The following is a 23059-nucleotide window of genomic DNA, read 5'->3' on the forward strand; positions in this document are numbered from 1 at the left end:
CCGATCTCCCTTTCTGGCCCGCCCCCCCCCCCCCCCCGCGGGGGGCCCCGGGGCCGTCGCCGTTCGCACCCGGACACAGGGTCCCTGCGGGACTGCACAGGGACGCGTGTGAGGACTAAGGTCGACATGTCATCTGATCGAACCCACGACCCATCCTGAGCGGGACATGTCTGAACTGTCGAGCCCCTACGGCTCCTGGCCATCGCCCATCAGCGCCGGCGACGTCGCCCGAGGAGTGCGCCGGATGGCGTTCCCCTCCGTCGTGGGCGACGAGGTCTGGTGGGAGGAGAGCCGACCGGAGGAGGGACGGACCACCCTCATGCGGCGGGACGCCGACGGGACGGTGACCGACCTGCTGTCCGCGCCCTGGAGCGCGGGCACGCGGGTGCACGAGTACGGGGGACGGGCCTTCCTGCCCGTCCCCCGCCGTGACGACAAGGCCATCGCCCGTGTCGGCGTCGTGTTCTGCCGATCCTCCGACCAGCGCCTCTACCTGCTGGAACGCGGGACGAGAGAGCCGGTTCCCCTCACACCCGAACCCGAGGAGCCCGCGGCGCTGCGCTACGCCGACCCCGCGCTGAGCCCGGACGGGCGCAGTGTGCTGTGCGTGCGCGAGCAGCACGCGCGGGGCGCGGTGCGCCGGTCGATCGTGGCGGTGCCGCTCTCCGGTCGGGGGGCCGAGGACCCGTCGGCGGTGCGCGAGCTGGTGTCGGGGGCGGACTTCTACGCCTCGCCCACCCCCTCGCCCGGTGGCGGCCACCTGGCCTACGTGCGCTGGAACCACCCGCGCATGCCCTGGGACGGCAGTGAGCTGCGCGTGGGCGCGCTGGGCGAGACGGGCCTGTCCGCCGAGTACACGATCAAGGGGGGCGTGGACGAGTCGGTGGTGTCCCCCGCCTGGGTGGACGACGCGACCCTGTACGTGGCCTCGGACTGGCCCGGCTGGTGGAACCTGTACCAGGCGGGGACGACCGGGCAGCCGATCGCCCTGTACCCCGCGGAGGAGGAGTTCCACGCCTCGCCGGGCCGGCTGGGCAACCGGTCCTTCTGCGTTCTGGAGTCGGGGAAGGTCGTGGCGCTGCACGGGCACGCCGACCTGACGCCGGGCGTGTACGACCCCGACACCCTCGACCTGACACCCGTGGCGACCGACCTGACCACGTGGGGGATGCTGGACACGGACGGCCGCTCCGTGGTGGCGGTGGCCTCGTCCCCGGCCGAGCCCCCGTGCCTGGTGCGGCTGGACCCGGTCTCGGGACGGGTGGAGGTGCTGCGCCGGGCCGCCGAGGAACTGCCCGACCCCGCCTACCTCCCCGTCCCCCGGCAGGAACGGCTCCCCGGGCGCTACGGGGCGCCCGTGTACGCCAACGTGTACCCGCCGACCAACCCCGGCGCCGGGGCCACGGGGCCCGCGCCGTACGTGGTGTGGGCGCACGGGGGCCCGGTGTCGGTCAGCACGCTGGAGTTCGACCTGGCCAAGGCGTACTTCACGAGCCGCGGGATCGGCGTGGTGGACGTCAACTACGGGGGTTCCACCGGGTACGGCCGCTCGTACCGCAAGCGCCTGCACAAGGAGTGGGGCGTGGTGGACGTGGAGGACTGCTCCGCCGCCGCGCGGGCCCTCGTGGAGCAGGGGGTGGCCGACCCCGAGCGGCTGGCGATCCGCGGCCCGAGCGCCGGCGGGTACACGGCGCTGATGGCGCTGACCGGTGACACCTTCGCCTGCGGGGTGTCGCTGTTCGGCGTGACCGACCTGCTGGGGTTCGCCGAGAGCACGCACGACTTCGAGTCGCGGTTCCTGGACTCCCTCGTCGGCACGCTGCCGGGGTTCGTGGAGCGGTACCGCGAGCGCTCGCCGGTCAACCGGGCCGGGGACATCGATGCCCCGGTGCTGCTGCTGCAGGGGCTGGACGATCCCGTCGTCACCCCGGACCAGGCCTTCTCGATGGCGACCGCGCTGGGGCGCGGCGGGACCCCGTACGCCCTGCTGGAGTTCGAGGGCGAGGCGCACGGGTTCACCGCGGAGGACGTCCGCGTCCGGGCGCTGGAGGCCGAGCTGGCCTTCTACGCGAGGGTGTTCGGGTTCACGGCGGACGTGGCCCCACTCGAGCTGGTGACCGACCCGCCGGAGCCGCGCCCCGCGCCGGAGCCCGCCGGACCGCCCGGGGCGGACGCGGCGGCGGATCCGGGGACCGCCGCGACCGGCGACGAGGGCGCCGATCCCCCCGCGGAGGCCTCCGCCGGTGACCGGGGGTCCGGCGAACAGGCGGCGCACCCCGCCGGAACGGCCGGGGCGTCCGCTTCCGAGTGAGGCGGTCGGCGTGAGCGGGGCGGTGCCGGCCCCCGCGCCCCGCTCCGGGGAGCGGGGCGGGTCAGTCCTTCGGGGTGCCCACCCGCAGGCGGTTGCCGTCGGGGGCGCGCAGCTCGGTCCCGCGGGCCCGGGGGGCGCCCTCCACCGGGGCCCCGAACTCGGCGGCGCCCGCGTCGACGTCGCGTACCCGCAGGTGGACCAGGGTGTCGGGGCGGGCGTCGCCCTCGTGCTCGGACAGGAACGGCCGGACCTGCCCGCGGGCGACCCCGACGAAGGCGGGGAGGCCCGGCTCGAACCGGTGCTCCCACTCGTGGGTGGAGCCCGGGCGCCGGTACCGGGCCGAGGCCGCTTCGGCGTCGGCGTCGGCGACGCGAAGGATCGGGACGGCTTCCCCGTGCACGGGACCTCCCGTGGTCATCGGTCTCGCGGACCGCGCGGGCGGCCGACCCGGGAGGCGCGTCCCGGTCAGAGGTCGGGGTCGTACAGGTCGGCTTCGACGCCCTCGCGTTCGAGTTCCTCGCGGACGATCCGGTAGGACAGGCCCGAGGAGTAGCCCTTGCGGGCGAGGACGCCCAGGGCGCGCCGGATGCGGACCTCCCGGTCCCTGCCCCGGGTCGTGGCGAGGCGGCGGCGGGCCAGGTCGCGGGCGGCCTCCTCCTCGTCCTGGTCGCTCAGTTCCGCGACCGCCTCCTTGACGGTGTCCTCCTCCACGCCCCGGGTGCGCAGCTCCTGGGCGAGGGCGCGTCGGGACAGCCGCCTGCCGTGGTGGCGGGAGGAGACCCAGGCGCGGGAGAAGGCCGCGTCGTCGATCAGCCCTGCGTCGCCGAACGCCCCCAGGACGGCGTCGACGACCTCCTCCTGGAACTCCCTGCGGTGCAGTGCCCGTTCGAGCTGGGCGCGTGTGCGCGGGGAGTGGGTGAGCATCCGCAGGCACAGGGCGCGGGCCTGCGCCTCGGGATCGTCCCCGGGCGGTCCGGACCCGCCCGGGGAGGTGTGCTCGGAGGTGTCCTCGGGGCGTGCGCCGTCGGAGGGGCGCCGCCCCCCGGGCCGGCCCCGGTCACGCATCCGGCGCGGGCGCCTTGGCGGTCTTGGCCGGGGCGCGCTTGGCGGGCGCCTTGGCCGCGGTGTCCGCCGAGTCCTTCGCGGGCTCCTTGCCGCTCTCGGCCGCGGAGCCGGAGGCGCTGTCGTCGCCCTTGACGGGCACGCCCAGCTTCTCCTTGATCTTCTTCTCGATCTCGTTGGCCAGGTCGACGTTCTCGCGCATGAACGTGCGCGCGTTCTCCTTGCCCTGGCCCAGCTGGGTGCCCTCGTACGTGTACCAGGCGCCGGACTTGCGCACGATGCCGTGCTCCACGCCCAGGTCGATGAGGCTGCCCTCGCGGGAGACGCCGACGCCGTAGATGATGTCGAACTCCGCCTGCTTGAACGGCGGCGCGATCTTGTTCTTGACCACCTTGACCCGGGTGCGGTTGCCGACCGCGTCCGTGCCGTCCTTGAGGGTCTCGATACGGCGGACGTCCAGGCGGACCGACGCGTAGAACTTGAGCGCCTTGCCGCCGGTGGTCGTCTCCGGGGAGCCGAACATGACGCCGATCTTCTCGCGCAGCTGGTTGATGAAGATCGCGGTGGTGCCCGTCTGGTGCAGCACGCCGGCCATCTTGCGCAGCGCCTGCGACATCAGGCGGGCCTGCAGGCCGACGTGGCTGTCGCCCATCTCGCCCTCGATCTCGGCCCGGGGGACCAGTGCGGCCACCGAGTCGATCACGACGATGGAGACCGCGCCGGAGCGCACCAGCATGTCGACGATCTCCAGGGCCTGCTCACCGGTGTCCGGCTGGGAGAGCAGGAGGTTGTCGGTGTCGACGCCGATCTTCTTGGCGTACTCGGGGTCGAGCGCGTGCTCGGCGTCGACGAAGGCGGCGATGCCGCCCAGCTTCTGCGCGCTGGCCACCGCGTGCAGGGCGACGGTGGTCTTGCCGCTCGACTCGGGGCCGTAGACCTCGATGATCCGCCCCCGGGGCAGACCGCCGATGCCGAGCGCCACGTCGAGGGCGATCGCCCCGGTGGGGATCGACTCGATCGGCGGGCGATCATCGTCGCCCAGGCGCATGATGGAGCCCTTGCCGAACTGCCGCTCGATCTGCGCGAGCGCTGTGTCGAGAGCCTTGTCTCGGTCTCCAGATGCCACGGGATACCCCTGTTGTTGGGTGGGTGCCTTCTTCTTCATGATGCCCACGACGCTACGCGGTCGGTACGACAATCGCGACGTCCGACGTTCGCCTGTGGACAACCCACACTATCCGAACCTCTGTTCGATTTCGTGGGCGACCCGTGGACGAACCGTCGTCGCGGCGCGTCGGCGGCCCGCTCCGTCACCGCACGGAGAACGGGAGGTCGAACGCGTCACACACCGCCCGCCACACCTCCTTCGGGCTCGCCCCGTCGGCGAGCGCCTGCTGGACCGTCCTGGAGCCGAGACCCTCGATGACGTAGTCCTTGGCCAGGCTCTGCGCGTACGCCTCGCCGAACTGCTGGTGCATGTTGTTCCAGAAAGCAGTGAGTCTCATCGGCCCCAGTATCGGGGATCGGCGCGCCCGCCGCGGCCCTTCCGCCGTTCTGTCCCCCGCGGCGGGCACACTGGCGGGATGAGTCGTGTGTCGCATCCCCTCGAACGCTTCGGACCGGCCACGCGGACCTGGTTCGACCAGGCCTTCCCCGCCGGCCCGACCCCGGCGCAGGCGGGCGCCTGGGAGTCCGTCGCCGGGGGGAGCAACACGCTCGTGGTGGCCCCGACGGGGTCGGGCAAGACCCTCTCCGCGTTCCTGTGGTCCCTGGACCGCCTGCTCACCTCTCCCCCTCCCGAGGACCGCTCCAGGCGGTGCCGCGTGCTCTACGTCTCCCCGCTCAAGGCGCTGGCCGCGGACGTGGAGCGCAACCTGCGCGTCCCCCTCGCGGGGATCGCGGCCGCGGCCGGCGCCGCGGGCCGGGACCTGTCCCCGGTCACCGTGGGCGTGCGCACCGGGGACACCCCCGCCGACGAGCGGCGCAGGCTCGCCACCCGTCCTCCGGACGTCCTCATCACGACGCCCGAGTCGCTGTTCCTCGTGCTCACCTCGCGCGCCCGCGAGGGGCTCTCGGGGGTGGAGACGGTGATCGTGGACGAGGTGCACGCCCTGGCGGGCACCAAGCGCGGGGCCCACCTGGCGCTGAGCCTGGAACGGCTGGAGGCCCTGCTGGAGCGGCCCGCGCAGCGGATCGGCCTGTCGGCGACCGTGCGCCCGCCCGAGCTCGTCGCCGGGTTCCTCGGCGGAGCCGCGATCGTCTGCCCGCCCGACTCCCCCGGCCTGGACCTGCGCGTGGTGGTGCCCGTCCCCGACATGGAGGAGCCCGACGCCCCGGAGGCGGCGGCCCTGCCGCCCGGCGCCCCGGAGGAGACGGGCGCGGAGCCCGCGCCGCTCCCCGGGGCCCCGGACGCGGAGGGGCTCGGCGGGGACGCTCCCCCCGGCCGCCCCGGGCCGCTCGCCCCCCGGCCCCGCGCCGACGACGCCGGGAAGCTCCCGGAGCCGGACCCGCGCGGCCTCGGAGCCCGTCGGGGAGGGTCCATCTGGCCGCACGTCGAGCGCCGGGTCCTGGACCTCGTCGAGTCCCACCGGTCCACGATCGTCTTCACCAACGGCAGGCGCACGGCCGAGAAGCTGTGCGCCCGCGTCAACGACCTGTACGCGGAGCGGCACGGATCCGAGCTCCCGCCGGAGGGGCCGGCCGCGCAGGTCATGGGCCAGTCCGGCCAGAGCAGGGGCGGGGAGGCGGTGGTGGCGCGCGCCCACCACGGCTCGATGTCCAAGGCCGAGCGGGCGCTGATCGAGGACGACCTCAAGGCGGGGCGCCTGCGCTGCGTGGTGGCCACCTCCAGCCTGGAGCTGGGCGTGGACATGGGCGCGGTCGACCTCGTGGTCCAGGTGGCCGCGCCGCCGTCGGTCGCCAGCGGGCTGCAGAGGGTCGGGCGGGCCGGTCACCGGGTCGGCGAGACCTCGCAGGGCGTGTTCCTCCCCCAGTTCCGGGGGGACCTGCTGGCGACGACCGTGGTCGCCGAACGCATGCGCGCGGGCGGCATCGAACGGCTGGAGATGCCGCTCAACCCGCTGGACGTGCTGTCCCAGCACATCGTGGCGATGGTGGCCATGGACGACTGGCCGGTGGCCGAGCTGGCCGCCCTGGTGCGGCGGGCGGCCCCGTTCGCCGACCTGGCCGACTCCGTGCTGGAGTCGGTCCTGGACATGCTCTCGGGCCGCTACCCCTCGGACGAGTTCGCCGAGCTGCGCCCGCGCGTCGTGTGGGACCGGGAGGCGGACGTCCTGCGCGCGCGGCCGGGGGCGCAGCGGCTGGCCGTGATCAGCGGCGGCACCATCCCCGACCGCGGCCTGTACGGCGTGCACCTCGCGGGGCAGGACGGGGGCAGGGCGCCCACCAGGGTCGGCGAGCTGGACGAGGAGATGGTCTACGAGTCGCGCGTCGGCGACGTGTTCGTGCTGGGCTCCACGTCGTGGCGGATCGAGGCGATCACCGCCGACCGGGTCCTGGTCTCCCCGGCGCCGGGCAGACCGGGCCGGATGCCGTTCTGGAAGGCCGACGCCCAGGGCCGCCCGGTGGAGCTGGGCCGCGCGATCGGCGCCATGACCAGGCAGCTCGCCGACTCCGGCCCGGAGGAGGCGCTGGCCCTGGCCGAGGGAGCCGGGCTGGACCGCTGGGCCGCCCGGAACCTGGTGGCCTACGTCGCCGACCAGCGGTGGGCCACCGGTCAGGTGCCGGACGAGCGGACGGTCGTGGTCGAGCGCTTCCGCGACCAGGTCGGCGACTGGCGCGCGGTGGTCCACTCGCCGCTCGGGGCCCGGGTCCACGCGCCGTGGGCGCTGGCGATCGCGGCCCGGGTGCGGGAGCGGTTCGGGGCGGACGCCCAGGTGGTGCACGGCGACGACGGGATCGTGCTGCGGCTGCCCGACTCCGAGGGGCTCGACCGCGCGGGCGGGCTGGCCGACCTGGTGGCGCTGGACCCCGAGACGGTGGAGGGGGTCGTCACCGACGAGCTGACCGGTTCGGCCCTGTTCGCCTCCCGGTTCCGGGAGTGCGCGGCGCGGGCCCTGCTGCTCCCCCGCCAGCGCCCGGACCGGCGGATGCCGCTGTGGCAGCAGAGGCTGCGGGCCTCGCACCTGCTGTCGGTGGCGGGGCGGTACGGGTCGTTCCCGATCGTGCTGGAGACGGTGCGCGAGTGCCTTCGCGACGTGTTCGACGTGCCCGCGCTGGTGGAGGTGCTCCGCGACCTCCGTGCGAGGCGGACACGGGTGGTGGAGGTGCGCACGGAGCGCGCGTCGCCGTTCGCGCAGTCGCTGCTGATGGAGTACACGGCGGCGTTCCTGTACGAGGGCGACGCCCCTGCCGCCGAGGTGCGCGCGCAGGCCCTCACCCTGGACCCGTCCCTGCTGGCCGACCTCCTGGGCCACGCCGACCTGCGGGACCTGCTCGACCCCGACGTGGTGGAGCACGTCGGCGCCCTGCTCCAGCGGACCGCCGCCCCGGTGCGGGACGCCGAGGGCGCGGCGGACCTGCTGCGCGAGGTGGGGCCGCTGACGACGGAGGAGGCGGCCGTGCGGGGTGTGGAGGAGGCGTGGCTGGAGGGGTTGGCGGCCGAGGGCCGGATCGTGCGGATGCGTTTTCCGGGGGAGCGGCCCGGCGCGGCCGGGCGCTGGTGCGCGGTGGAGGACGTGGCGCGGCTGCGCGACGCCCTGGGCGCCGAGCCCCCGCCGGGGGTGCCCGCCGCCCTGCTCGAACCGGTGGCGGACGCCCGGCGCGACCTCGTGTCCCGGTACGCCCGCACGCACGGTCCGTTCACCGCCGCCGAGGCCGCGGAGCGGCTCGGCCTGCCCGAGGACGGGGTCCTGGGGGTGCTGCGCGTCCTGGCGCGCGAGGGCAGGGTGTCCCAGGGCGGGTTCCGGCCGGAGGGAACCGCTTCCCCGCCGTCCGCCGGCGGCGGGGCCCCGCGGCCGGGAGGGGCTGCCACCGAGTGGTGCGACGCCGACGTGCTCCGGAGGCTGAGGCGCGGTTCGATCGCGCGCCTGCGCCGGGAGGTGGAGCCCGTGGACCCGGCCGTCCTCGCCAGGTTCGCGCCGATGTGGCAGCGTGCGACCCCCTCGGAGCGGTGGCGCGGGCCGGACGCCGTGTTCGAGGCGGTGGAGTCGTTGCGGGGCGCTCCGGTCGCGGCCTCGTCCCTGGAGTCGCTGGTGCTGCCCGCCCGGGTCGAGGGGTACGCCCCGAACCGCCTGGACGAGCTGACCCAGGCGGGCGAGGTGGTCTGGGCCGGGGTCGGGCCCCTGCCCGGCGAGGACGGGTGGCTGACGCTGGTCCCGGCGGACGAGGCGGCGGTGCTGCTGCCCGACCCCCTGCTCCCCGAGGAGGGGACTCTGCCGCACACCGTGCTGGAGGCGCTGCGGGAGGGCGGGGCCCTGTTCTTCCGGGACGTGGCCGACCGGGCCGCCCGCGCCCTGGGCGCCGCGGCGGTCACCGACAGGGACCTGGTGGACGCGCTGTGGGCGCTGGTGTGGGACGGGCTGGTCACCAACGACACGCTCGCCCCGCTGCGCGCCCGGCTGGGCGCGGGAACGGCGCCGCGCAGGGCCCCCTCGCGCGCGGGGCGTGTGCGGCGGCCGGTGCTGCCGACCCGGTCGGGGCCTACCTCGGCTGCGGGCCGCTGGTGGGTGCTGCCCGAGCGGGAACCCGACCCCACCCGGCGCGCGCTGGCCCGGGTGGAGGCCCGGCTGGAGCGCGCGGGCCTGCTGGTGAGGGGGTGGCAGGGACGCAACGTCTCCCAGGAGGAGTACCGGGTGCTGCGGTCCATGGAGGAGTCCGGGCGGGCGCGCCGCGGCTACTTCGTGGAGGGGCTGGGCGGGGCCCAGTTCGCGCTGGCGGGGGCGGTGGACCGCTTGCGCGCGCTGTCCGGGGACGTCCCCGGCGGGGCGCTCGCGCCGGTGGTGCTGGCGGCGACCGACCCGGCCAACCCGTTCGGCACGGACCTGCCGTGGCCGAGGGGCCCCGAGGACTCGGCGTCGCGTCCGGGCCGGAACCCGGGTGCGGTGGTGGTGGTCGACGGCGGCCGCCCGACCCTCTACGTGGGAAGGGGAGGGCGCTCCGTCCTCACGTTCGGCTCGCCCCCGGACCTGCTGGAGCGGGCCGCACGGGCGCTGGCCGGGGTGGTGCGGGAGGGCGCCCTGGGCGCGCTGACCGTGGAGCGCTCGGACGGGACGGAGGTCTTCGGGACCCCTGTGGACGCCGCCCTGGTGTCGGCCGGGTTCCACGTCACCCCCAAGGGGCTGCGCCTGCGGCCCTGACCGGCGCGCAAACCCGTTGCCGCACGGCGGGGGCGGGTCCACAATGGCCCTCGGCCGGCAGGGGCCCGGCCGGCACGGAGGGGAGGCGTTCGTGGACCTGGAGGTCCGGCCGATGCGGCCGGAGGACGAGCCGCGCGTGGTGGAGGTGTCCCTGGCCGCGGACACGGTCTTCGCCGACGCCGGCGTGGTGCTCCCGCCGGACGACCCGCGGGAGATGCTCGCGCACGTGGAGGAGGTCCTGGTGGCGTGCGCACCGGGGGGCGGGCCGGTCGTCGGCCTGGCCGCGACCGTGACCGTCGGCGAGGGCCCCCACCTGGAACAGCTCGCCGTCCACCCCGCCCACGGACGGCGCGGCGCGGGCTCGGCGCTGCTGGAGGCGGTGTGCGGCGGGGCCGCGTCCGCCGGACACGCGCGCCTCACCCTCACCACGTTCCGCGACCTGCCGTGGAACGGCCCCTGGTACGCGGCGCGGGGGTTCTCCGTCGTGCCCCGCGCCGACTGGGGTCCGGCGCTGGAACAGGTGTGGGAGGCGGAGGAGCGGGCCGGGATCGGCGTCCTGCCGCGCGTGGTGATGGAGCGCCCCCTCTCCCCCGGCCCCTGAACGGCCCGTCCGGCCCGGGGCCCGCGGCGGACCGCCGCGGACCCCGGGCCGGACGCCGCGGGCGCCGTACCGGCCGGGAGCGTCCGCACGACACGCCGTAGACTCACGATCCCGTGTCCCCCCTCGCACCGGAGGCCCCCGTGCCGAGTCCCGACGCCGTTCCCTCCCCCCACCGGCCCCCGGCCCAGGAGCCCGCGACGACCGCGACGGAAGGGGACCGCCCTCCCCATCCCCCCGGCAGCCGGGCGCAGGGCGCGGTGATGATCGGCCTGAGCCTGGTGGCCGTCACGGCGGTCGCGGGCTCCCTGCTCGCGTTCGGTCCGGGGGCTCCCCTCGCGCAGGCGGCGGCCCCGGCGGCGACCGGCTCCCCCTCCGCCGCGGCCGAGGCCCCCGCCCTCGTCGAGCTCGCCGGGGAGTACGCGACCCTCCGGCACCCCGAGGGGTGGGAGGTCGCGGGGCCGAGCGTCGACTCACCGGACGAGGCCTCGGGGACCTTCGTCTTCCGGAGGATCACGGCGCCCGGCGGTGAGCACACGTTCTGCTTCAACGTGCACGAGACCGACGGCGACGGGCTCACCTCCCGAGAGGTACAGGAGGGGTGGGAGGCCGGCCTCTCCGAGGTCTCCGCCCTATCCGACGTGCGCAGGGTCGCCCTGGAGGAGGACCACTCGGCTCCGCCCGGGTGGGACACGACCCGCCTGGAGCTGACCTACACCAACAGCGACCGGGACGAACCCGACCGGTGGGTCGTCTGGCAGTACACCGTCATCGAGGAGGAGGGCCGTGGATACCTCGTCCAGGCCGACATCCCCGCGGCGGGCCTGCCCGTGTACGGGGACCTCGTGGACGCGGTGCTGGACTCGTTCGAGCCCGTACTCTGACCCCGGGCCCCGGGTCGGGGCCGAACCGGCCCCGGACACGCGTCGGCCGCCGTGCCCCCGACGGGTGAGGAGGGTCGGGGACACGGCGGCCGGCGGAGCGCGGGTCAGACGGTCGAGGAGAACACGTCGTCGCGGGCGCGTTCGAGCGCGTGCAGGAGGGCGCCGCGCACCACGGGGCTGCCCTCGACCAGGCCCAGGCCGACCTCGGTGGCGTTGGGGGCGATGCGGGCGGCGGCCGCCTGGACCCTCTCGGCCAGTTTGGCGCCTCCGGCCCGGGCGACGTCGCCGCCCAGGACCACGAGCCCGGGGTCGAGGATGACGCTGACCGCCGCCACCCCCCGCGCCAGGCGCTCGGCGAAGGCGTCCAGGAACGCGTCGCCCTCGGGCGATCCGGCCGCCGAGGCCTTCTCCACCACGTCCACGACGTCGGTGCCGTCGATCCCGTACTCCGCCGCGAGCTGCACCACCTGTCCCGCCTTGACCAGTGCCTGGAACCCGTGGGGCAGTTCCCTGGTCGCACCGTCCCGCAGGGACTCGTAGCCGCCGGACAGCCCGACGTCGACCGGCATCGGCGCGCCGGGGACCGGCAGGTAGCCGATCTCCCCCGCTCCGCCGGAGCGGCCCCGGTGGATGCGGCCGTCGATCATGGTGGACATGCCCACGCCGCCCGCCGCGCTGAGCCAGATGAGGACGAACTCGTCGACCCCCACGGCGGCCCCCTCGGCGTGCTCGGCCAGGGCGGCCAGGTTGACGTCGTTCTCGATCATGACCGAGCGCTTGAGGTCGGCCCGCAGCGCCTCCAGGATGCCCTCGTGCCAGGAGATCAGGTCGAAGGAGAAGCGGATGTCGCCGGTGCGCGGGTCGACGACGCCCGGTGTGCCGATGACGCACGCGCGCACCCTGTCGAGGGGGACCCCGGCCGTGTCCGCCAACCGCATGACGGCGGTGTGGACGAGGGACACCGGGTCGTCGGAGGCGCTCGGGTCGACGGTCACCTCGCTCATCACCCGGCCCGTGATGTCGGCGATCGTCGCGGTCACCGAGTGGGCGCTCACGTCGAGGGCCGCCACGTAGGCGCTCTCCGGAACCACCGCGTAGAGGGCGGCGTTGGGGCCCCGGCCCCCCGCCTGACTGCCGACGACGCGTACCAGGTCCCGTTCCTCCAGCCGCGCGAGCAGCTGGGAGGCGGTCACCTTGGACAGGCCGGTCCGCGTTCCCAGCTGCGTCCTGGTCAAGGGCCCCGCGGACAGGAGTAGCTCCAGTGCCGCGCGGTCGTTGAGCTGGCGTAGCAGCCGGGGAGTCCCCGGACGTTGAGACATAACCGTGACACCTCACCCTGTTTTTATTAGGAAAGTTTCCTGTTAATTTAGCTCACAACCTCACAAGAGGTCACGTCCTGGCAGGTCCGCGTTAATTTCGGGCCCTCCGGTACCCGCGCCGGCGGGGCGGCCAACGTGCTATCCCAGCACAACCCCCACAGAGACGTCGAGTCGGTGGGTGATCGTTCCATCATCCCAGCCCGGCTTGAGCACAGGCGTCGAATCCCCGGCGCGTGGTGCGAAGGGAGAATAGGTACACATGAGGTTCCCCAAGATCGCAGCGGCCACGGCCGTAGTCCTGCTCGCCGCCGCCTGCGGCGGCGGTTCCGACGACTCCAGCGGCGGTGAGGCCGAGAGCCTGACCGTCTGGGTCATGGGCACCTCGCAGGACCCCCTCGTCGAGTACTTCGACAACGCCGAGGCCCGCTTCCAGGAGACCCACCCCGGTGTCGAGGTCGACGTCGAGTTCATCCCCTGGCCCGACGCGCAGGAGTCCATCACCAACGCCCTCGCCGGCGGTGACGCCCCCGACGTCCTGGAGGTCGGCAACGACCAGGTGGCCGGCTGGGCCGCGCAGGGCGCCCTCCTCGACATCAGCGAGCAGGTCGGCGGCTGGGACGCCGCCGCGGGCATCGACGAGAACGCCCTGGAGTACGGCACCTACGAGGGCGTGCAGTACGGCGTCCCGTGGTTCTCCGGCGTCCGCACCCTCTACTACCGCGCCGACTGGCTGCGGGAGCTCGGGCACGAGCCCCCCGCCACCTGGGACGAGCTCGTCGAGGTCTCCGAGGCCATCCAGGAGGAGTACGACGTCCCCGGCTTCGCCGCTCCGACCGACTTCACCAACGGCATCGCCAGCTTCATCTGGAGCAACGGCGGTGAGATCGCGACCCAGAACGGCGACACGTGGGAGGGCAACCTGACCGACCCCGCCACCGTCGAGGCCGTCGAGTTCTACGCGAGCCTGACCACCGACGGCATCTCCCCGCAGGGCTACGTCGGCGAGAACGAGCTCGTCGCCCTGGCCGACATGGCCAACAGCGAGCTGGGCATGTACATCGACGGCGGCTGGGCCCTGGGCTCCATGGAGGAGCAGGCCGAGGACCCGGCGGTCCTGGAGAACATCGCCTCCGCCCCGATCCCCGGCGCCGACGGCATCGCCCCCGTCTTCGCGGGCGGTTCCGCCCTGACGGTCTTCACCACCACCGAGCACCCCGACGAGGCCTTCGACCTCCTCACCGTCCTCGGTGACGAGGAGGGCGGCAAGGGCTACGCCGACGTCGCCGGCTTCTTCCCCGCCTACCCGGCTCTCCTGGAGACCCCCGAGTACCAGGAGGACCCGGAGCGCGCGGCGGCCGCCACGCAGATGCAGAACACCCGCTTCTTCCCGACCACCCCGCGCTGGACCGCGGCCGACCAGGACAGCAAGATCCTGCCCGGCGCCGTCCTGGACATCGTCCGCGGCGGTGACGCCGAGGAGGTCCTGGGCGCCGCCAACGAGGAACTGGCCTCGATCCTCAACGAGCCGGTCGAGTAGTCCTCTCCACCCCACTGTGCAGAGCCGTGCGCGGGCGGGGTCCCTCCCGGACCCCGCCCGCCGCGGTCGGCCCACGCCTCGATTGAGAAGACCATGGCACACACCGTCGAACCGGCGAAACCGCGCGGGGACGAGGAGGCCGTCGCACCGGCCTCCGACGAGACCGCGCCGCGCCGCCGCAGAACTCCCGCCCCGTACCTGCTCATCACCCCGGCACTGATCCTCCTCGCGGTCGTGCTGCTCTGGCCGATCGTGCAGATGGTGTGGTACTCGCTCACGAGTTTCACCACACGCAACCTCCTTCCGAACCAGCCCGGCCCGGAATGGAACGGCTTCGCCCACTACCAGCAGCTGCTGACCGACCCCACGTTCTGGACGATCCTGCGCAACACGGTCGTGGTCTGCGTGCTGATGGTCGGCATCACGATGGTGCTGGGCACCCTCGTGGGCCTGCTGCTCCACAAGATGCCCAAGTGGTTCGCCGGGTTCGTGTCCATTGGCATGATGCTCGCCTGGGCCACCCCCGCGCTGAGCGCGTCGCTGGTCTTCCGCTGGCTGTTCCTGCCCGAGCGCGGCCTGGTCAACGTCGTCCTCGACCGGATGCCGGACTGGCTGGTGGGCAGCGGATGGCTGGAGTACAACTGGTTCCTCGAACCGGGCTCGCTGTTCTCGGTCCTGATCATGGTGATCGTCTGGCAGTCCTTCCCGTTCGTGGCCGTCTCCGTCCTCGCCGGGCTCAAGAGCATCCCGAACGAGCTGTACGAGGCCGCGCGGATGGACGGCGCGAGCGCCTGGAAGGCCTTCTGGAACGTCACGTTCCCGATGCTGCGCCCGCTGTTCGCCCTGCTGCTCGTCCTCCAGATCATCTGGGACCTGAGGGTGTTCACCCAGCTGTACATCCTGGCGAACAGCTTCCAGAACCAGGACGTCTACCTGCTCTCGTACTACATCTACCAGCAGGGGTTCAGCGCCAGCCCGGCCAACTACGGCATGGGCTCGGCGATCGCGGTGGTCATGACCGTGATGATCCTCGGAGTCACCGCGTACTACCTGCGCATCATGATCCGCCAGGGGGAGACCCGATGACCGCGATCGACAACACCGCCGGCCCCTCCGCCCGGGCCGCCACCGCCGCGACCGGCGGCTCCGGAGCCGGGCGCCGCCGGGGCGCCGAGCGCGTCTACCGCCGCAGCCCGCTGCGCCGCCTGCGCTCCCTGCCGCTGTACCTGGCCGGGATCGCGGTGTTCCTCTTCTCGGTCTTCCCGGTGTACTGGATGGTCGTCACGGCCTTCAAGCCGGTGGGCGAGATCTTCACCCGGAACCAGACCCTGTTCCCGAGCGCGCCGACCCTGGAGCACTTCGACCGGGTCGTCAACGGCCAGCTCATCCCGGGTGTGAACTTCTGGCAGTTCCTGGGCAACAGCCTCGTCGTGACGCTCTTCGCCGTGGGCATGGGAGCGTTCCTGTCGCTGCTCGCGGCGGTGGCCGTCGCCCGCTTCCGGTTCAAGCTGCGCACCGCGTTCATCATCCTGCTGATGATCATCCAGATGGTGCCGATGGAAGCGATGATCATCTCGATCTTCCTCAACTTCCGCCAGCTGTCCGACGCCAGCGGCGTGCAGCTGCTCGGCAACCTGTCCGGCCTGCTCATCGTCTACACGGCCGTCTCCCTGCCGATCACGATCATGATGCTGCGCGGGTTCGTCGCGGCGGTGCCCAAGGAGCTGGAGGAGGCCGCGGCCATCGACGGCGCCAGCGCCTGGACCATCTTCTGGCGCATCCTGATGCCGCTGGTCGCGCCGGGCCTGGTCGCCGCGAGCATCTTCGCGTTCATCACCGCCTGGAACGAGTTCATCGTCGCGCTGACGTTCCTGGGCCGCAGCACGGACCACTACACGCTGCCGCTGACCCTGTCGTACTACTTCGGCCGGTTCGGCACCGAGTGGGGACCGATCATGGCGGCCTCCACCCTGCTGACCATCCCCGTGATGGTCTTCTTCCTGTTCGTCCAGCGGCGCATGGTCTCCGGTCTGACCATGGGAGCCGTCAAGGGCTGACCGGGCCCCACCCCGGGCGGGACCGCGGCCGGTGCCGCGGGCCCCGCCCGGGCACGCCCGCCGCACCGCTTCCCTACCCGTGTTCCCGCCACCCGTCTGCCCGAATGTCGCCCTCACCACCCCGATGGGGAGCCGCCGGCTCCAGTGGTGACCTCCCGGGCACCCCTATGCTCACCGAACGGAGCTCGTCATGCCGTACGACCCGACCCTGGCGCGTCTGGCCAACGCCACGCTGCTGGTGCCCTTCGAGTCCTACCACGCCCCTCGCTGGGTCCTGGAGGGTCTGGCGGACGGCATCTCCGGCGTCTGCCTGTTCCACAACAACCTGGACACACCCGAACAGGTGACCGCGCTGAACGCGGCCCTGTCCGAGGCCACGGACACCCCGCTGATCTCGCTGGACGAGGAGGGCGGCGACGTCACCCGCATCGGCCAGGCGCGCGGCAGCGACTACCCGGGCAACGCGGCCCTGGGCGCGGTGGACGACCCGGACCTGACCCGCGACACCCACCGCTCGATGGGCGACCGCCTCGCCGCCCTGGGCTTCAACCTGGACCTGGCGCCCTCGGTGGACGTCAACGTCGCCGACGACAACCCCGTGATCGGCACCCGGTCCTTCGGCTCCGACGCCGAACTGGTGGCCCGCCACGCGGCGGCCGCCGTGATCGGCCTCCAGGCCGCCGGCGTGGCCGCCTGCGCCAAGCACTTCCCCGGCCACGGCGCCACCTCCCAGGACTCCCACCACACGCTTCCCCGCGTGGAGGCCGACGCCGACCTCCTGCACCGCCGCGAGCTGCTCCCCTTCCGCGCGGCCGTGGAGGCCGGCGTGCAGTCGATCCTGACCGCGCACATCGAGCTGCCCGGCCTGGGCGGCGAGGGCCCGGCCACGCTCGCGCCGCACATCCTCAACGACCTCCTCCGCGACGAGCTGGGCTTCCGGGGCACCGTGGTCAGCGACGCCATGGACATGGACGGCGTCAGCGGCCGGATCGGCATCCCGGAGGCGAGCGTGCTCGCCGTGGCCGCCGGTGTCGACCTGCTGTGCCTGGGCCGCCGGGTCTACGAGGACCAGATCGAGCTGATCCGCGCCGCCCTGGTCACCGCGGTGCGCGAGGGCCGCCTCCCCGGGCAGCGCCTGGAGGAGGCCGCCGAGCGGAACGCGCGCCTGCGCACCTGGATCCGCGAGACGTCCGCGCGCAGGGCGGCCGCCCCCGCCGACGAGCCCGTCGGGCTGGCCGGGGCCCGCCGCGCCGTGCGCGTGGACGGCGACCTCCCGCCCCTGAGCGACCCGTTCGTGGTCGAGGTGGACGCCCCCGCCGGCATGGCCGTGGGCGAGGTCCCCTGGGGGCTGGCCCCCTGGTTCCCCGGCTCGGAGCGCGTCGCCCCCGACGCCGCCCAGGCGGACCGGCTCCTCGCCGGCGCCCGGGGGCGCGACCTGGTGGTCGTCGTGAGGGACGCGCACCGCTATCCGGAGGCCCGGGCGCTCGTGAGCCGCCTGCTCGACGCCCGTCCCGGGGCCGTGGTGGTGGAGATGGGCCTTCCCATCTGGCGTCCCGACTGCGGCGCCTACGTGAGCACCTACGGGGCCGCGCACGTGAACGGCCTGAGCGCGGCCGAACTGCTGGGGGGCGCCGTGGGCGCGCCCGCCCCCGGCGTGAGCTGAGGCCCCGCTCCCCCGGGGTCCGGCGCTCCCGGCCCGGTCCCGCCGCACGGCGGGGCCGGGCCGGATCCGTTCACGCGGTCCGCCGCGTCCCGCCGCCGGACGCCCGGGAACCCGGAGCGCGGGCGCCGGGGAGGGACACCGCCGGTGTCCCCGAAACCCGGTAGGAGAAGTACCCTTGGCCTGTAGCATCCCGGTCCGTCGGCACACCTGCCGGCGCCCGGTGCCCCATTCGCCCTTCTAACCACGGCATAATCACAGCATGCGCCTTTCAGCCCGGGTCGATTACGCGCTTCGCGCGGCAGCGGAACTCGCTGTCGCCGGCGACGGGCCGGTGACGGCCGAGCAGCTAGCACGCGCTCAGGCCATCCCCGGAAAATTCCTAGAGAACATCCTCACCCAGCTACGCCGTGCCGGGCTGGTGCGCAGCCAACGCGGCCCCGTCGGCGGTTACTGGCTGGCCCGACCAGCGGCGGAGATCTCTCTCGCCGACATCATCCGAGCGGTCGACGGGCCGCTCGCCAACGTGCGCGGGGAACGCCCCGAGCACGTGGACTACGACGGCGCGGCCCGCAGCCTGCAACAGGTGTGGATCGCGCTGCGCGCCAGCGAGCGCGCCATCCTGGAGGGGGTCAACCTCCAGCACCTGGTGACGAACGAGCTGCCCGAGGCGGTGCGTACGCTGGCGGAGGACCCCGAGGCCTGGGTGAACCACACCCACCGCTGACCGCGGCTGCGCCGGCGGGCGTCCTCGCGCCGTCCCGCACGTGAAGGAGCCGGCCACCCGAGGGTGGCCGGCTCCTTCACGTGGTCAGGGTGCGGCTGTACGGACAGTTCCCGGCCGGGGTCAGACCCCGACCATGTCGGCGACCTGGGGAACACGATCCGGTACCGGCTCGATGCCGAGGTCCTGGGCGGGGACGGGGTCGGTCGTGACCGCGTCACCCAGCAGAGCGGCCTCCTGCAGCTCGGCGAGGGCGAGCTGGTCGGAGACCTCCCTCAGAACCTGCGAAAGCGGGACCCCCAGGGCCCCGCAGATCGACGAGAGCAGTTCGGAAGAGGCTTCCTTCTGCCCGCGCTCGACCTCGGACAGGTATCCGAGGGATACACGCGCATCGGCCGACACCTCGCGGAGGGTGCGGCCCTGGCGCTGCCGCAGCCGCCTGAGCACGTCACCCAGTAGGTGACGAAGCAGGACCATCATTCGCGCTCCCTCCCACCGGTAGCGACCTTCATATACAACACCGTACCTGCCCCACGCCCGATTCGGGCACCTCTTGCCGTCCTGTTCGCTGGAGGGGGAACCTCACTCGGGGGTGGTTTTGTTCCCGAGTGCCGGGAGAGGGAGGACTGCCCCAATGGTTCAGGTCCGGGTGTTTCCCGCCGTGCTCCCGCGAACAACCGAGTCCAGGAGCGACAGCGCGCCCTCGACCGTGCGGTATCGGATACCCGCACGATCCCCGGTGAAACTGAACCGGCGGACGAACGTCCGGTCGTCCCAGGTGGCGACGGCCGCATAGACGGTGCCGACGGGCTGCCCGTCCTGGGGTTGGGGTCCGGCGACGCCGGTCACCGCGACCCCGTGGTCGGCGCCGAACAGGCGCCTGGCGCCGCGGGCCATGTGGGCGGCCACGTCGGGGTGCACGGCTCCGTGCTCGGCCAGGAGGTCCTCGGGGACCCCCAGGACGGCCGCCTTGGCATCGGTGGCGTAGGTCACCACGCCGCCGCGGTAGGTGCGGGAGGAACCGGGGACGGCGGTCAGGTGGGCGCCGATCAGGCCGCCCGTCAGGGACTCGGCGGTGGCGCAGGTCCCACCGCTCTCCAGCAGGGCGCGGTGGACGGCCCCGGCAGCCGTCAGCGACTCGACGGGGAACTCCCTGACCTCGGAGCCCAGACCCACCCGGTCCTCCTGCTGGTTCATCCCCCGGTGTCCCTCCTCGCGCGCACGGCGCGCACGGCGTCCAGCACGTAGGCCCCGCCGGTCCACAGGGTCACGAACAGGGCCGCGCCCATCACGATGTGCGCGAACCACACGAAGAGGTCGCTGAACGGCAGGACCTGGAGCGGGAACAGGTAGACGCTGATGGCCACGATCTGGAGGACCGTCTTGAGCTTGCCGCCCCTGCTCGCCGGCATGACGACGTAGCGCAGGACCGCGAAGCGCAGGGCGGTGACGCCCCACTCGCGGACCAGGATCGCGATGGTCACCCACCACCACAGGTCGCCCTGGAGGGACAGCACGACGAGCGCGGACCCGGTGAGCGCCTTGTCCGCGATCGGGTCGACGATCTTGCCGAAGTCGGTGACCAGGTTGTGGCGGCGGGCGAGCTCGCCGTCGATGCGGTCGGTGATGGCGGCGATCACGAAGACGGCGAAGGCGGCGAACCGCCACCATGATCCGTCCAGGAACATGAACCACACGAAGACCGGGACCATGACCAGGCGGCTCATGGTGAGGATGTTCGCGATGTTCCACAGCGGAACGTGGGGGGCGGGCGTCGCCGCGTCGTGGGTGCTCATCTGTCCCCGGCTTCCCCGCCCGGCCGGGTCTCGTCCTGCTCGGCGACGAGGTCGGCGCCGGCCGACTGGACGACCGTGGCGGGCACCAGGTCGCCGACGGCGAGGCCCTCGCCGTACAGGATGGTGCTGCCGTCCACCTCGGGGGCCTGGTGGTCGGCCCGGCCCTCGTAGGCGCCGTCCTCCAGCACGCTCTCCACCAGGACGGTCACCTCGGTGCCGATCCGCTCCTCGGCCCGCTGGACCATCAGCTCCTCGGAGAGCCGGTTGAGCCGGTCCACGCGCTCCTGGACCACCTCGGCCGGGAGCTTGCCCTCGTGGGAGAGTGCCTCGGTCCCGTCCTCGTCCGAGTAGCCGAAGATGCCGATGGCGTCGAGGCGGGCCTCGGAGAGGAAGGAGACCAGGTCCTCGAACTCGGCCTCGGTCTCACCGGGGAAGCCCACGATGAAGTTCGAGCGCGCCCCGGCCTCGGGGGTCCGCTTGCGCACGGTGTCCAGGAGCTCCAGGAAGCGCTCGCGGTCGCCGAAGCGGCGCATGCGGCGCAGCAGGGTGCCGCTGGCGTGCTGGAAGGACAGGTCGAAGTAGGGGACGACGCCGGGGGTGCCGGTGAGGACGTCCACCAGGCCGGGACGGACCTCGGCGGGCTGGAGGTAGCTGACGCGGACGCGCTCCAGGCCCTCCACTGCGGCGAGGCGGGGCAGCAGCTTCTCCAGGGCGCGCACGTCGCCCAGGTCCTTGCCGTAGGACGTGGAGTTCTCGCTGACCAGGAAGACCTCGCGGACGCCCTCCCCCGCCAGCCACTCGGCCTCGCGCACGATCTCGTCGGGGTGCCGGGAGAGGTAGGCCCCGCGGAAGGTCGGGATGGCGCAGAAGGTGCAGCGGCGGTCGCAGCCCGAGGCGATCTTGAGGTTGGCGACCGGCCCGCCGGTGAGACGGCGGCGCGGCACCGCCGCGCGGTAGGGCAGCTCGGTGCCGTCGGCCCCGGGCGCCTCGGCGAAGCCCGCGTGGCCGGGGACGTGCACCTGGGAGGCGTCGCGGTCGGCGGGGCTGATGGGCAGGAGCGTGCGCCGGTCGCGGGGGTCGTGCGGGACGAGCTTGCGGCCGGCCACGACGTCGTCGAGCCGGTCGGTGATGGCGGAGTAGTCGTCGAACCCGATGACCTGGGCCTCGGGGAGGGCGTCGGCCAGCTCGGAGCCGTACCGTTCTGCCATGCACCCCGCGGCCACGACCTTGCCGCCGTTCTCGGCCGCTTCGAGGAGGGTCTCGATGGAGTCCTGTTTGGCCGCGTCGATGAACCCGCAGGTGTTGACCACGGTGACGTCGGCCTTGGTGTCGCCGTCGACGAGGTCCCAGCCGCCCGCGGACAGACGCCCGGCCAGCTCTTCGGAGTCGACCTCGTTACGCGCACACCCCAGGGTGACGAGAGAGACAGTACGGCGCGATGACATGGCTTCCAAGCGTGTGGGAGAGCTTCGAGTGTGATGCGGGGGCCGGGGCGGACCGCTCGGACCGCGCGCACGGCGCGGCGCCGGTGGGCGCCGCCCGCAGCCCCCCACATTACCTTGGTCGGCTCACCCGCCCGTACCCCGGCCCGTCTTCCCCCAGGCAGCGGGCCGTGACGTCACCGGTCGAAGCCGTCGGGGCCGATGGCGACCTCCTTGACCTCACCGATCTCCCCGGCGGGCCCGAGGACCTCGCCGTCGACGGAGACCTCGACCGAGCCGGCGTCGCCGACCCACAGGCTGACGCCCTCCTCCGTCGCGTACTCCTGCGGCTCGCCCTTCAGGAGGAAGCCGGTGAACAGGTCGCTGCCGTCGGGGGCGGTGACCTTGATCCAGCTGCGTCCGGCGGACTCCAGCCCGAGGGTGAACTCGGCGGGCTCCTCGGCCTGTTCCGCCGCGGGCACGACGGCCGCGTCGTCCGCGCCCGCCCGCCCCTCCCCCGGGAGGACCGCGGAGTCCACGGTTTCGCCGCCCCCGTTGGACTCGAACGCGGTGCGCAGCGGGTTGCCCCCGTCCCAGTCCTGCCAGGTGCGGACGCCGACGACGACTCCCAGGAGGATGATGACGCCGACCACGGCCCAGGGCCAGTGGCGGCGGACCGCCTCGCCCCGCCGCCTGCGCGCGGCCGTGACCGCGGGGCGCGGCGCGGGCCTCGTGTCCCCGGGCCGGGTGCCGGCGTCCTCCCTCGGCCTCGGGACGCCCCGGGTGCCCCGCCGGGAGCCGGCCTCCTGCGCTCCGGGGCCGGCGTCCTCCGCCTCCCCGCGGGAACGGCCCCCGCGCACGCCGGGGCGCAGGCGCTGGTCCCGCTCGAAGTGGCCCCAGCGCTCGGCGGCGGCACCGGGGTCGTCCTCGCCGAAGCTCGGGAGCGGCCCCGCCATCGGCTCCTCGTCGTCGGCCGCGTACGCCTCGCCCCGCTCGGCGGCCACCGCCGCCCTGACCGCGGCGGGCGAGGCCGCCGGGTGGCGCGGCGGGGGGACGAAGGCCGGGGCGTCCGACGACGCGTGCTCGCGGTCGTACTCGGCCAGCAGCGGCGCCGGGTCCAGGCCGAGCGCCCTGCTGAGGCCGCGGATGTGGCCGCGTGCGTAGAAGTCCCCGCCGCAGGGGACGAAGTCCTCCTCCTCGATTCCCTTGAGGACCGACTGCCGTATGCGCGTACGGGCGCTGAGGTCCGCGACCGTGTACCCCGCCGCGATTCGGGCGCCGGACAGGGTCTGACCGATCGTCGCCATGCGCACTCCTTCCGCGACTGTGTGTGACTGAATGGTCTCCACTCTGCCGTCCGGGGGTCGCCGACG

The 23059-nt window shown here is 73.9% G+C and carries 19 protein-coding genes; 9 read left to right on the top strand and 10 right to left on the bottom strand.

What is annotated here, in order from left to right; translation table 11 throughout:
• Positions 1–166: 166 nt before the first annotated feature.
• Positions 167–2311 (top strand): prolyl oligopeptidase family serine peptidase, encoded by a 2145-nt coding sequence (locus ABZ234_RS28170; protein WP_355014042.1) that lies wholly within the window; start codon positions 167–169, stop codon positions 2309–2311.
• A gap of 61 nt (positions 2312–2372) precedes the next feature.
• Here the strand turns inward: ABZ234_RS28170 and ABZ234_RS28175 are convergent, their stop codons facing one another.
• The 4 genes from ABZ234_RS28175 to ABZ234_RS28190 all read right to left on the bottom strand — a co-directional run bounded on the left by ABZ234_RS28175 (position 2373) and on the right by ABZ234_RS28190 (position 4878).
• Positions 2373–2711: a glyoxalase superfamily protein gene (locus ABZ234_RS28175; protein WP_355014043.1), complete on the bottom strand. Its 339-nt coding sequence runs from the start codon at positions 2709–2711 to the stop codon at positions 2373–2375.
• 65 nt (positions 2712–2776) lie between these two features.
• Complete coding sequence (gene recX, locus ABZ234_RS28180) at positions 2777–3376, bottom strand: recombination regulator RecX (protein WP_355014044.1); 600 nt, start codon at positions 3374–3376, stop codon at positions 2777–2779.
• Positions 3369–4499 (bottom strand): recombinase RecA, encoded by a 1131-nt coding sequence (gene recA, locus ABZ234_RS28185; protein WP_355014045.1) that lies wholly within the window; start codon positions 4497–4499, stop codon positions 3369–3371. Before recA ends, recX begins: the two co-directional genes overlap by 8 nt.
• Positions 4500–4683: 184 nt before the next feature.
• Positions 4684–4878, bottom strand: coding sequence for a DUF3046 domain-containing protein (locus ABZ234_RS28190; protein WP_267946021.1), 195 nt, complete (start codon positions 4876–4878; stop codon positions 4684–4686).
• Positions 4879–4956: 78 nt separating this feature from the next.
• On the opposite strand from ABZ234_RS28190, the gene ABZ234_RS28195 reads away from it, so the two are divergent.
• The 3 genes from ABZ234_RS28195 to ABZ234_RS28205 all read left to right on the top strand — a co-directional run bounded on the left by ABZ234_RS28195 (position 4957) and on the right by ABZ234_RS28205 (position 11172).
• Entirely contained in the window at positions 4957–9690 is a 4734-nt protein-coding gene (locus ABZ234_RS28195) for a DEAD/DEAH box helicase (protein ID WP_355014046.1), read from the top strand.
• A 112-nt stretch (positions 9691–9802) separates the two neighbouring features.
• Positions 9803–10291, top strand: coding sequence for a GNAT family N-acetyltransferase (locus tag ABZ234_RS28200; protein ID WP_330160298.1), 489 nt, complete (start codon positions 9803–9805; stop codon positions 10289–10291).
• A 113-nt stretch (positions 10292–10404) separates the two neighbouring features.
• The gene (locus ABZ234_RS28205; protein WP_355014047.1) at positions 10405–11172 is read left to right on the top strand and encodes a hypothetical protein; all 768 of its coding nucleotides are present in this window, start codon (positions 10405–10407) and stop codon (positions 11170–11172) included.
• Positions 11173–11276: 104 nt separating this feature from the next.
• On the opposite strand, the gene ABZ234_RS28210 is transcribed toward ABZ234_RS28205, so the two are convergent.
• Entirely contained in the window at positions 11277–12491 is a 1215-nt protein-coding gene (locus tag ABZ234_RS28210) for an ROK family transcriptional regulator (protein ID WP_355014048.1), read from the bottom strand.
• Between the two features lie 259 nt (positions 12492–12750).
• Here ABZ234_RS28210 and ABZ234_RS28215 point away from each other — a divergent pair, with 259 nt between their 5' ends.
• The 5 genes from ABZ234_RS28215 to ABZ234_RS28235 all read left to right on the top strand — a co-directional run bounded on the left by ABZ234_RS28215 (position 12751) and on the right by ABZ234_RS28235 (position 18472).
• Positions 12751–14028, top strand: coding sequence for an extracellular solute-binding protein (locus tag ABZ234_RS28215; RefSeq protein WP_352982873.1), 1278 nt, complete (start codon positions 12751–12753; stop codon positions 14026–14028).
• 93 nt (positions 14029–14121) lie between these two features.
• The gene (locus ABZ234_RS28220; RefSeq protein WP_267946026.1) at positions 14122–15114 is read left to right on the top strand and encodes a sugar ABC transporter permease; all 993 of its coding nucleotides are present in this window, start codon (positions 14122–14124) and stop codon (positions 15112–15114) included.
• Complete coding sequence (locus ABZ234_RS28225) at positions 15111–16085, top strand: carbohydrate ABC transporter permease (protein WP_355014049.1); 975 nt, start codon at positions 15111–15113, stop codon at positions 16083–16085. Before ABZ234_RS28220 ends, ABZ234_RS28225 begins: the two co-directional genes overlap by 4 nt.
• A gap of 190 nt (positions 16086–16275) precedes the next feature.
• The gene (locus ABZ234_RS28230; RefSeq protein ID WP_355014050.1) at positions 16276–17748 is read left to right on the top strand and encodes a glycoside hydrolase family 3 N-terminal domain-containing protein; all 1473 of its coding nucleotides are present in this window, start codon (positions 16276–16278) and stop codon (positions 17746–17748) included.
• 259 nt (positions 17749–18007) lie between these two features.
• The gene (locus ABZ234_RS28235; RefSeq protein WP_267946029.1) at positions 18008–18472 is read left to right on the top strand and encodes an Rrf2 family transcriptional regulator; all 465 of its coding nucleotides are present in this window, start codon (positions 18008–18010) and stop codon (positions 18470–18472) included.
• 120 nt (positions 18473–18592) lie between these two features.
• On the opposite strand, the gene ABZ234_RS28240 is transcribed toward ABZ234_RS28235, so the two are convergent.
• From ABZ234_RS28240 to ABZ234_RS28260, 5 genes are all read right to left on the bottom strand, one after another.
• Positions 18593–18949, bottom strand: a complete 357-nt coding sequence (locus ABZ234_RS28240; RefSeq protein ID WP_330160277.1) for a helix-turn-helix transcriptional regulator — start codon at positions 18947–18949, stop codon at positions 18593–18595.
• A 159-nt stretch (positions 18950–19108) separates the two neighbouring features.
• Positions 19109–19666: a nicotinamide-nucleotide amidohydrolase family protein gene (locus ABZ234_RS28245; protein WP_267946031.1), complete on the bottom strand. Its 558-nt coding sequence runs from the start codon at positions 19664–19666 to the stop codon at positions 19109–19111.
• Positions 19663–20265 carry a CDP-diacylglycerol--glycerol-3-phosphate 3-phosphatidyltransferase gene (gene pgsA, locus ABZ234_RS28250; RefSeq protein WP_267946032.1) on the bottom strand — a complete coding sequence of 201 codons (603 nt, stop codon included), beginning with the start codon at positions 20263–20265 and terminating at the stop codon, positions 19663–19665. Before pgsA ends, ABZ234_RS28245 begins: the two co-directional genes overlap by 4 nt.
• Complete coding sequence (gene rimO, locus ABZ234_RS28255) at positions 20262–21710, bottom strand: 30S ribosomal protein S12 methylthiotransferase RimO (RefSeq protein WP_344184295.1); 1449 nt, start codon at positions 21708–21710, stop codon at positions 20262–20264. Before rimO ends, pgsA begins: the two co-directional genes overlap by 4 nt.
• Positions 21711–21883: 173 nt before the next feature.
• Positions 21884–22993 carry a helix-turn-helix domain-containing protein gene (locus ABZ234_RS28260; RefSeq protein ID WP_355014051.1) on the bottom strand — a complete coding sequence of 370 codons (1110 nt, stop codon included), beginning with the start codon at positions 22991–22993 and terminating at the stop codon, positions 21884–21886.
• Positions 22994–23059 lie beyond the last annotated feature (66 nt).

Origin of the sequence: Nocardiopsis sp. NPDC006198, from assembly GCF_040613895.1 — a bacterium.
Classification (GTDB): domain Bacteria; phylum Actinomycetota; class Actinomycetes; order Streptosporangiales; family Streptosporangiaceae; genus Nocardiopsis; species Nocardiopsis tropica.

Coding starts and splice junctions, on each gene's coding strand:
- rimO (WP_344184295.1), bottom strand. CDS start 21,710: ATGTCATCGCGCCGTACTGTCTCTCTCGTCACCCTGGGGTGTGCGCGT.
- ABZ234_RS28195 (WP_355014046.1), top strand. CDS start 4,957: ATGAGTCGTGTGTCGCATCCCCTCGAACGCTTCGGACCGGCCACGCGG.
- ABZ234_RS28235 (WP_267946029.1), top strand. CDS start 18,008: ATGCGCCTTTCAGCCCGGGTCGATTACGCGCTTCGCGCGGCAGCGGAA.
- ABZ234_RS28220 (WP_267946026.1), top strand. CDS start 14,122: ATGGCACACACCGTCGAACCGGCGAAACCGCGCGGGGACGAGGAGGCC.
- ABZ234_RS28210 (WP_355014048.1), bottom strand. CDS start 12,491: ATGTCTCAACGTCCGGGGACTCCCCGGCTGCTACGCCAGCTCAACGAC.
- recX (WP_355014044.1), bottom strand. CDS start 3,376: ATGCGTGACCGGGGCCGGCCCGGGGGGCGGCGCCCCTCCGACGGCGCA.
- ABZ234_RS28260 (WP_355014051.1), bottom strand. CDS start 22,993: ATGGCGACGATCGGTCAGACCCTGTCCGGCGCCCGAATCGCGGCGGGG.
- pgsA (WP_267946032.1), bottom strand. CDS start 20,265: ATGAGCACCCACGACGCGGCGACGCCCGCCCCCCACGTTCCGCTGTGG.
- ABZ234_RS28245 (WP_267946031.1), bottom strand. CDS start 19,666: ATGAACCAGCAGGAGGACCGGGTGGGTCTGGGCTCCGAGGTCAGGGAG.
- ABZ234_RS28170 (WP_355014042.1), top strand. CDS start 167: ATGTCTGAACTGTCGAGCCCCTACGGCTCCTGGCCATCGCCCATCAGC.
- ABZ234_RS28225 (WP_355014049.1), top strand. CDS start 15,111: ATGACCGCGATCGACAACACCGCCGGCCCCTCCGCCCGGGCCGCCACC.
- ABZ234_RS28215 (WP_352982873.1), top strand. CDS start 12,751: ATGAGGTTCCCCAAGATCGCAGCGGCCACGGCCGTAGTCCTGCTCGCC.
- ABZ234_RS28230 (WP_355014050.1), top strand. CDS start 16,276: ATGCCGTACGACCCGACCCTGGCGCGTCTGGCCAACGCCACGCTGCTG.
- ABZ234_RS28200 (WP_330160298.1), top strand. CDS start 9,803: ATGCGGCCGGAGGACGAGCCGCGCGTGGTGGAGGTGTCCCTGGCCGCG.
- ABZ234_RS28240 (WP_330160277.1), bottom strand. CDS start 18,949: ATGATGGTCCTGCTTCGTCACCTACTGGGTGACGTGCTCAGGCGGCTG.
- ABZ234_RS28190 (WP_267946021.1), bottom strand. CDS start 4,878: ATGAGACTCACTGCTTTCTGGAACAACATGCACCAGCAGTTCGGCGAG.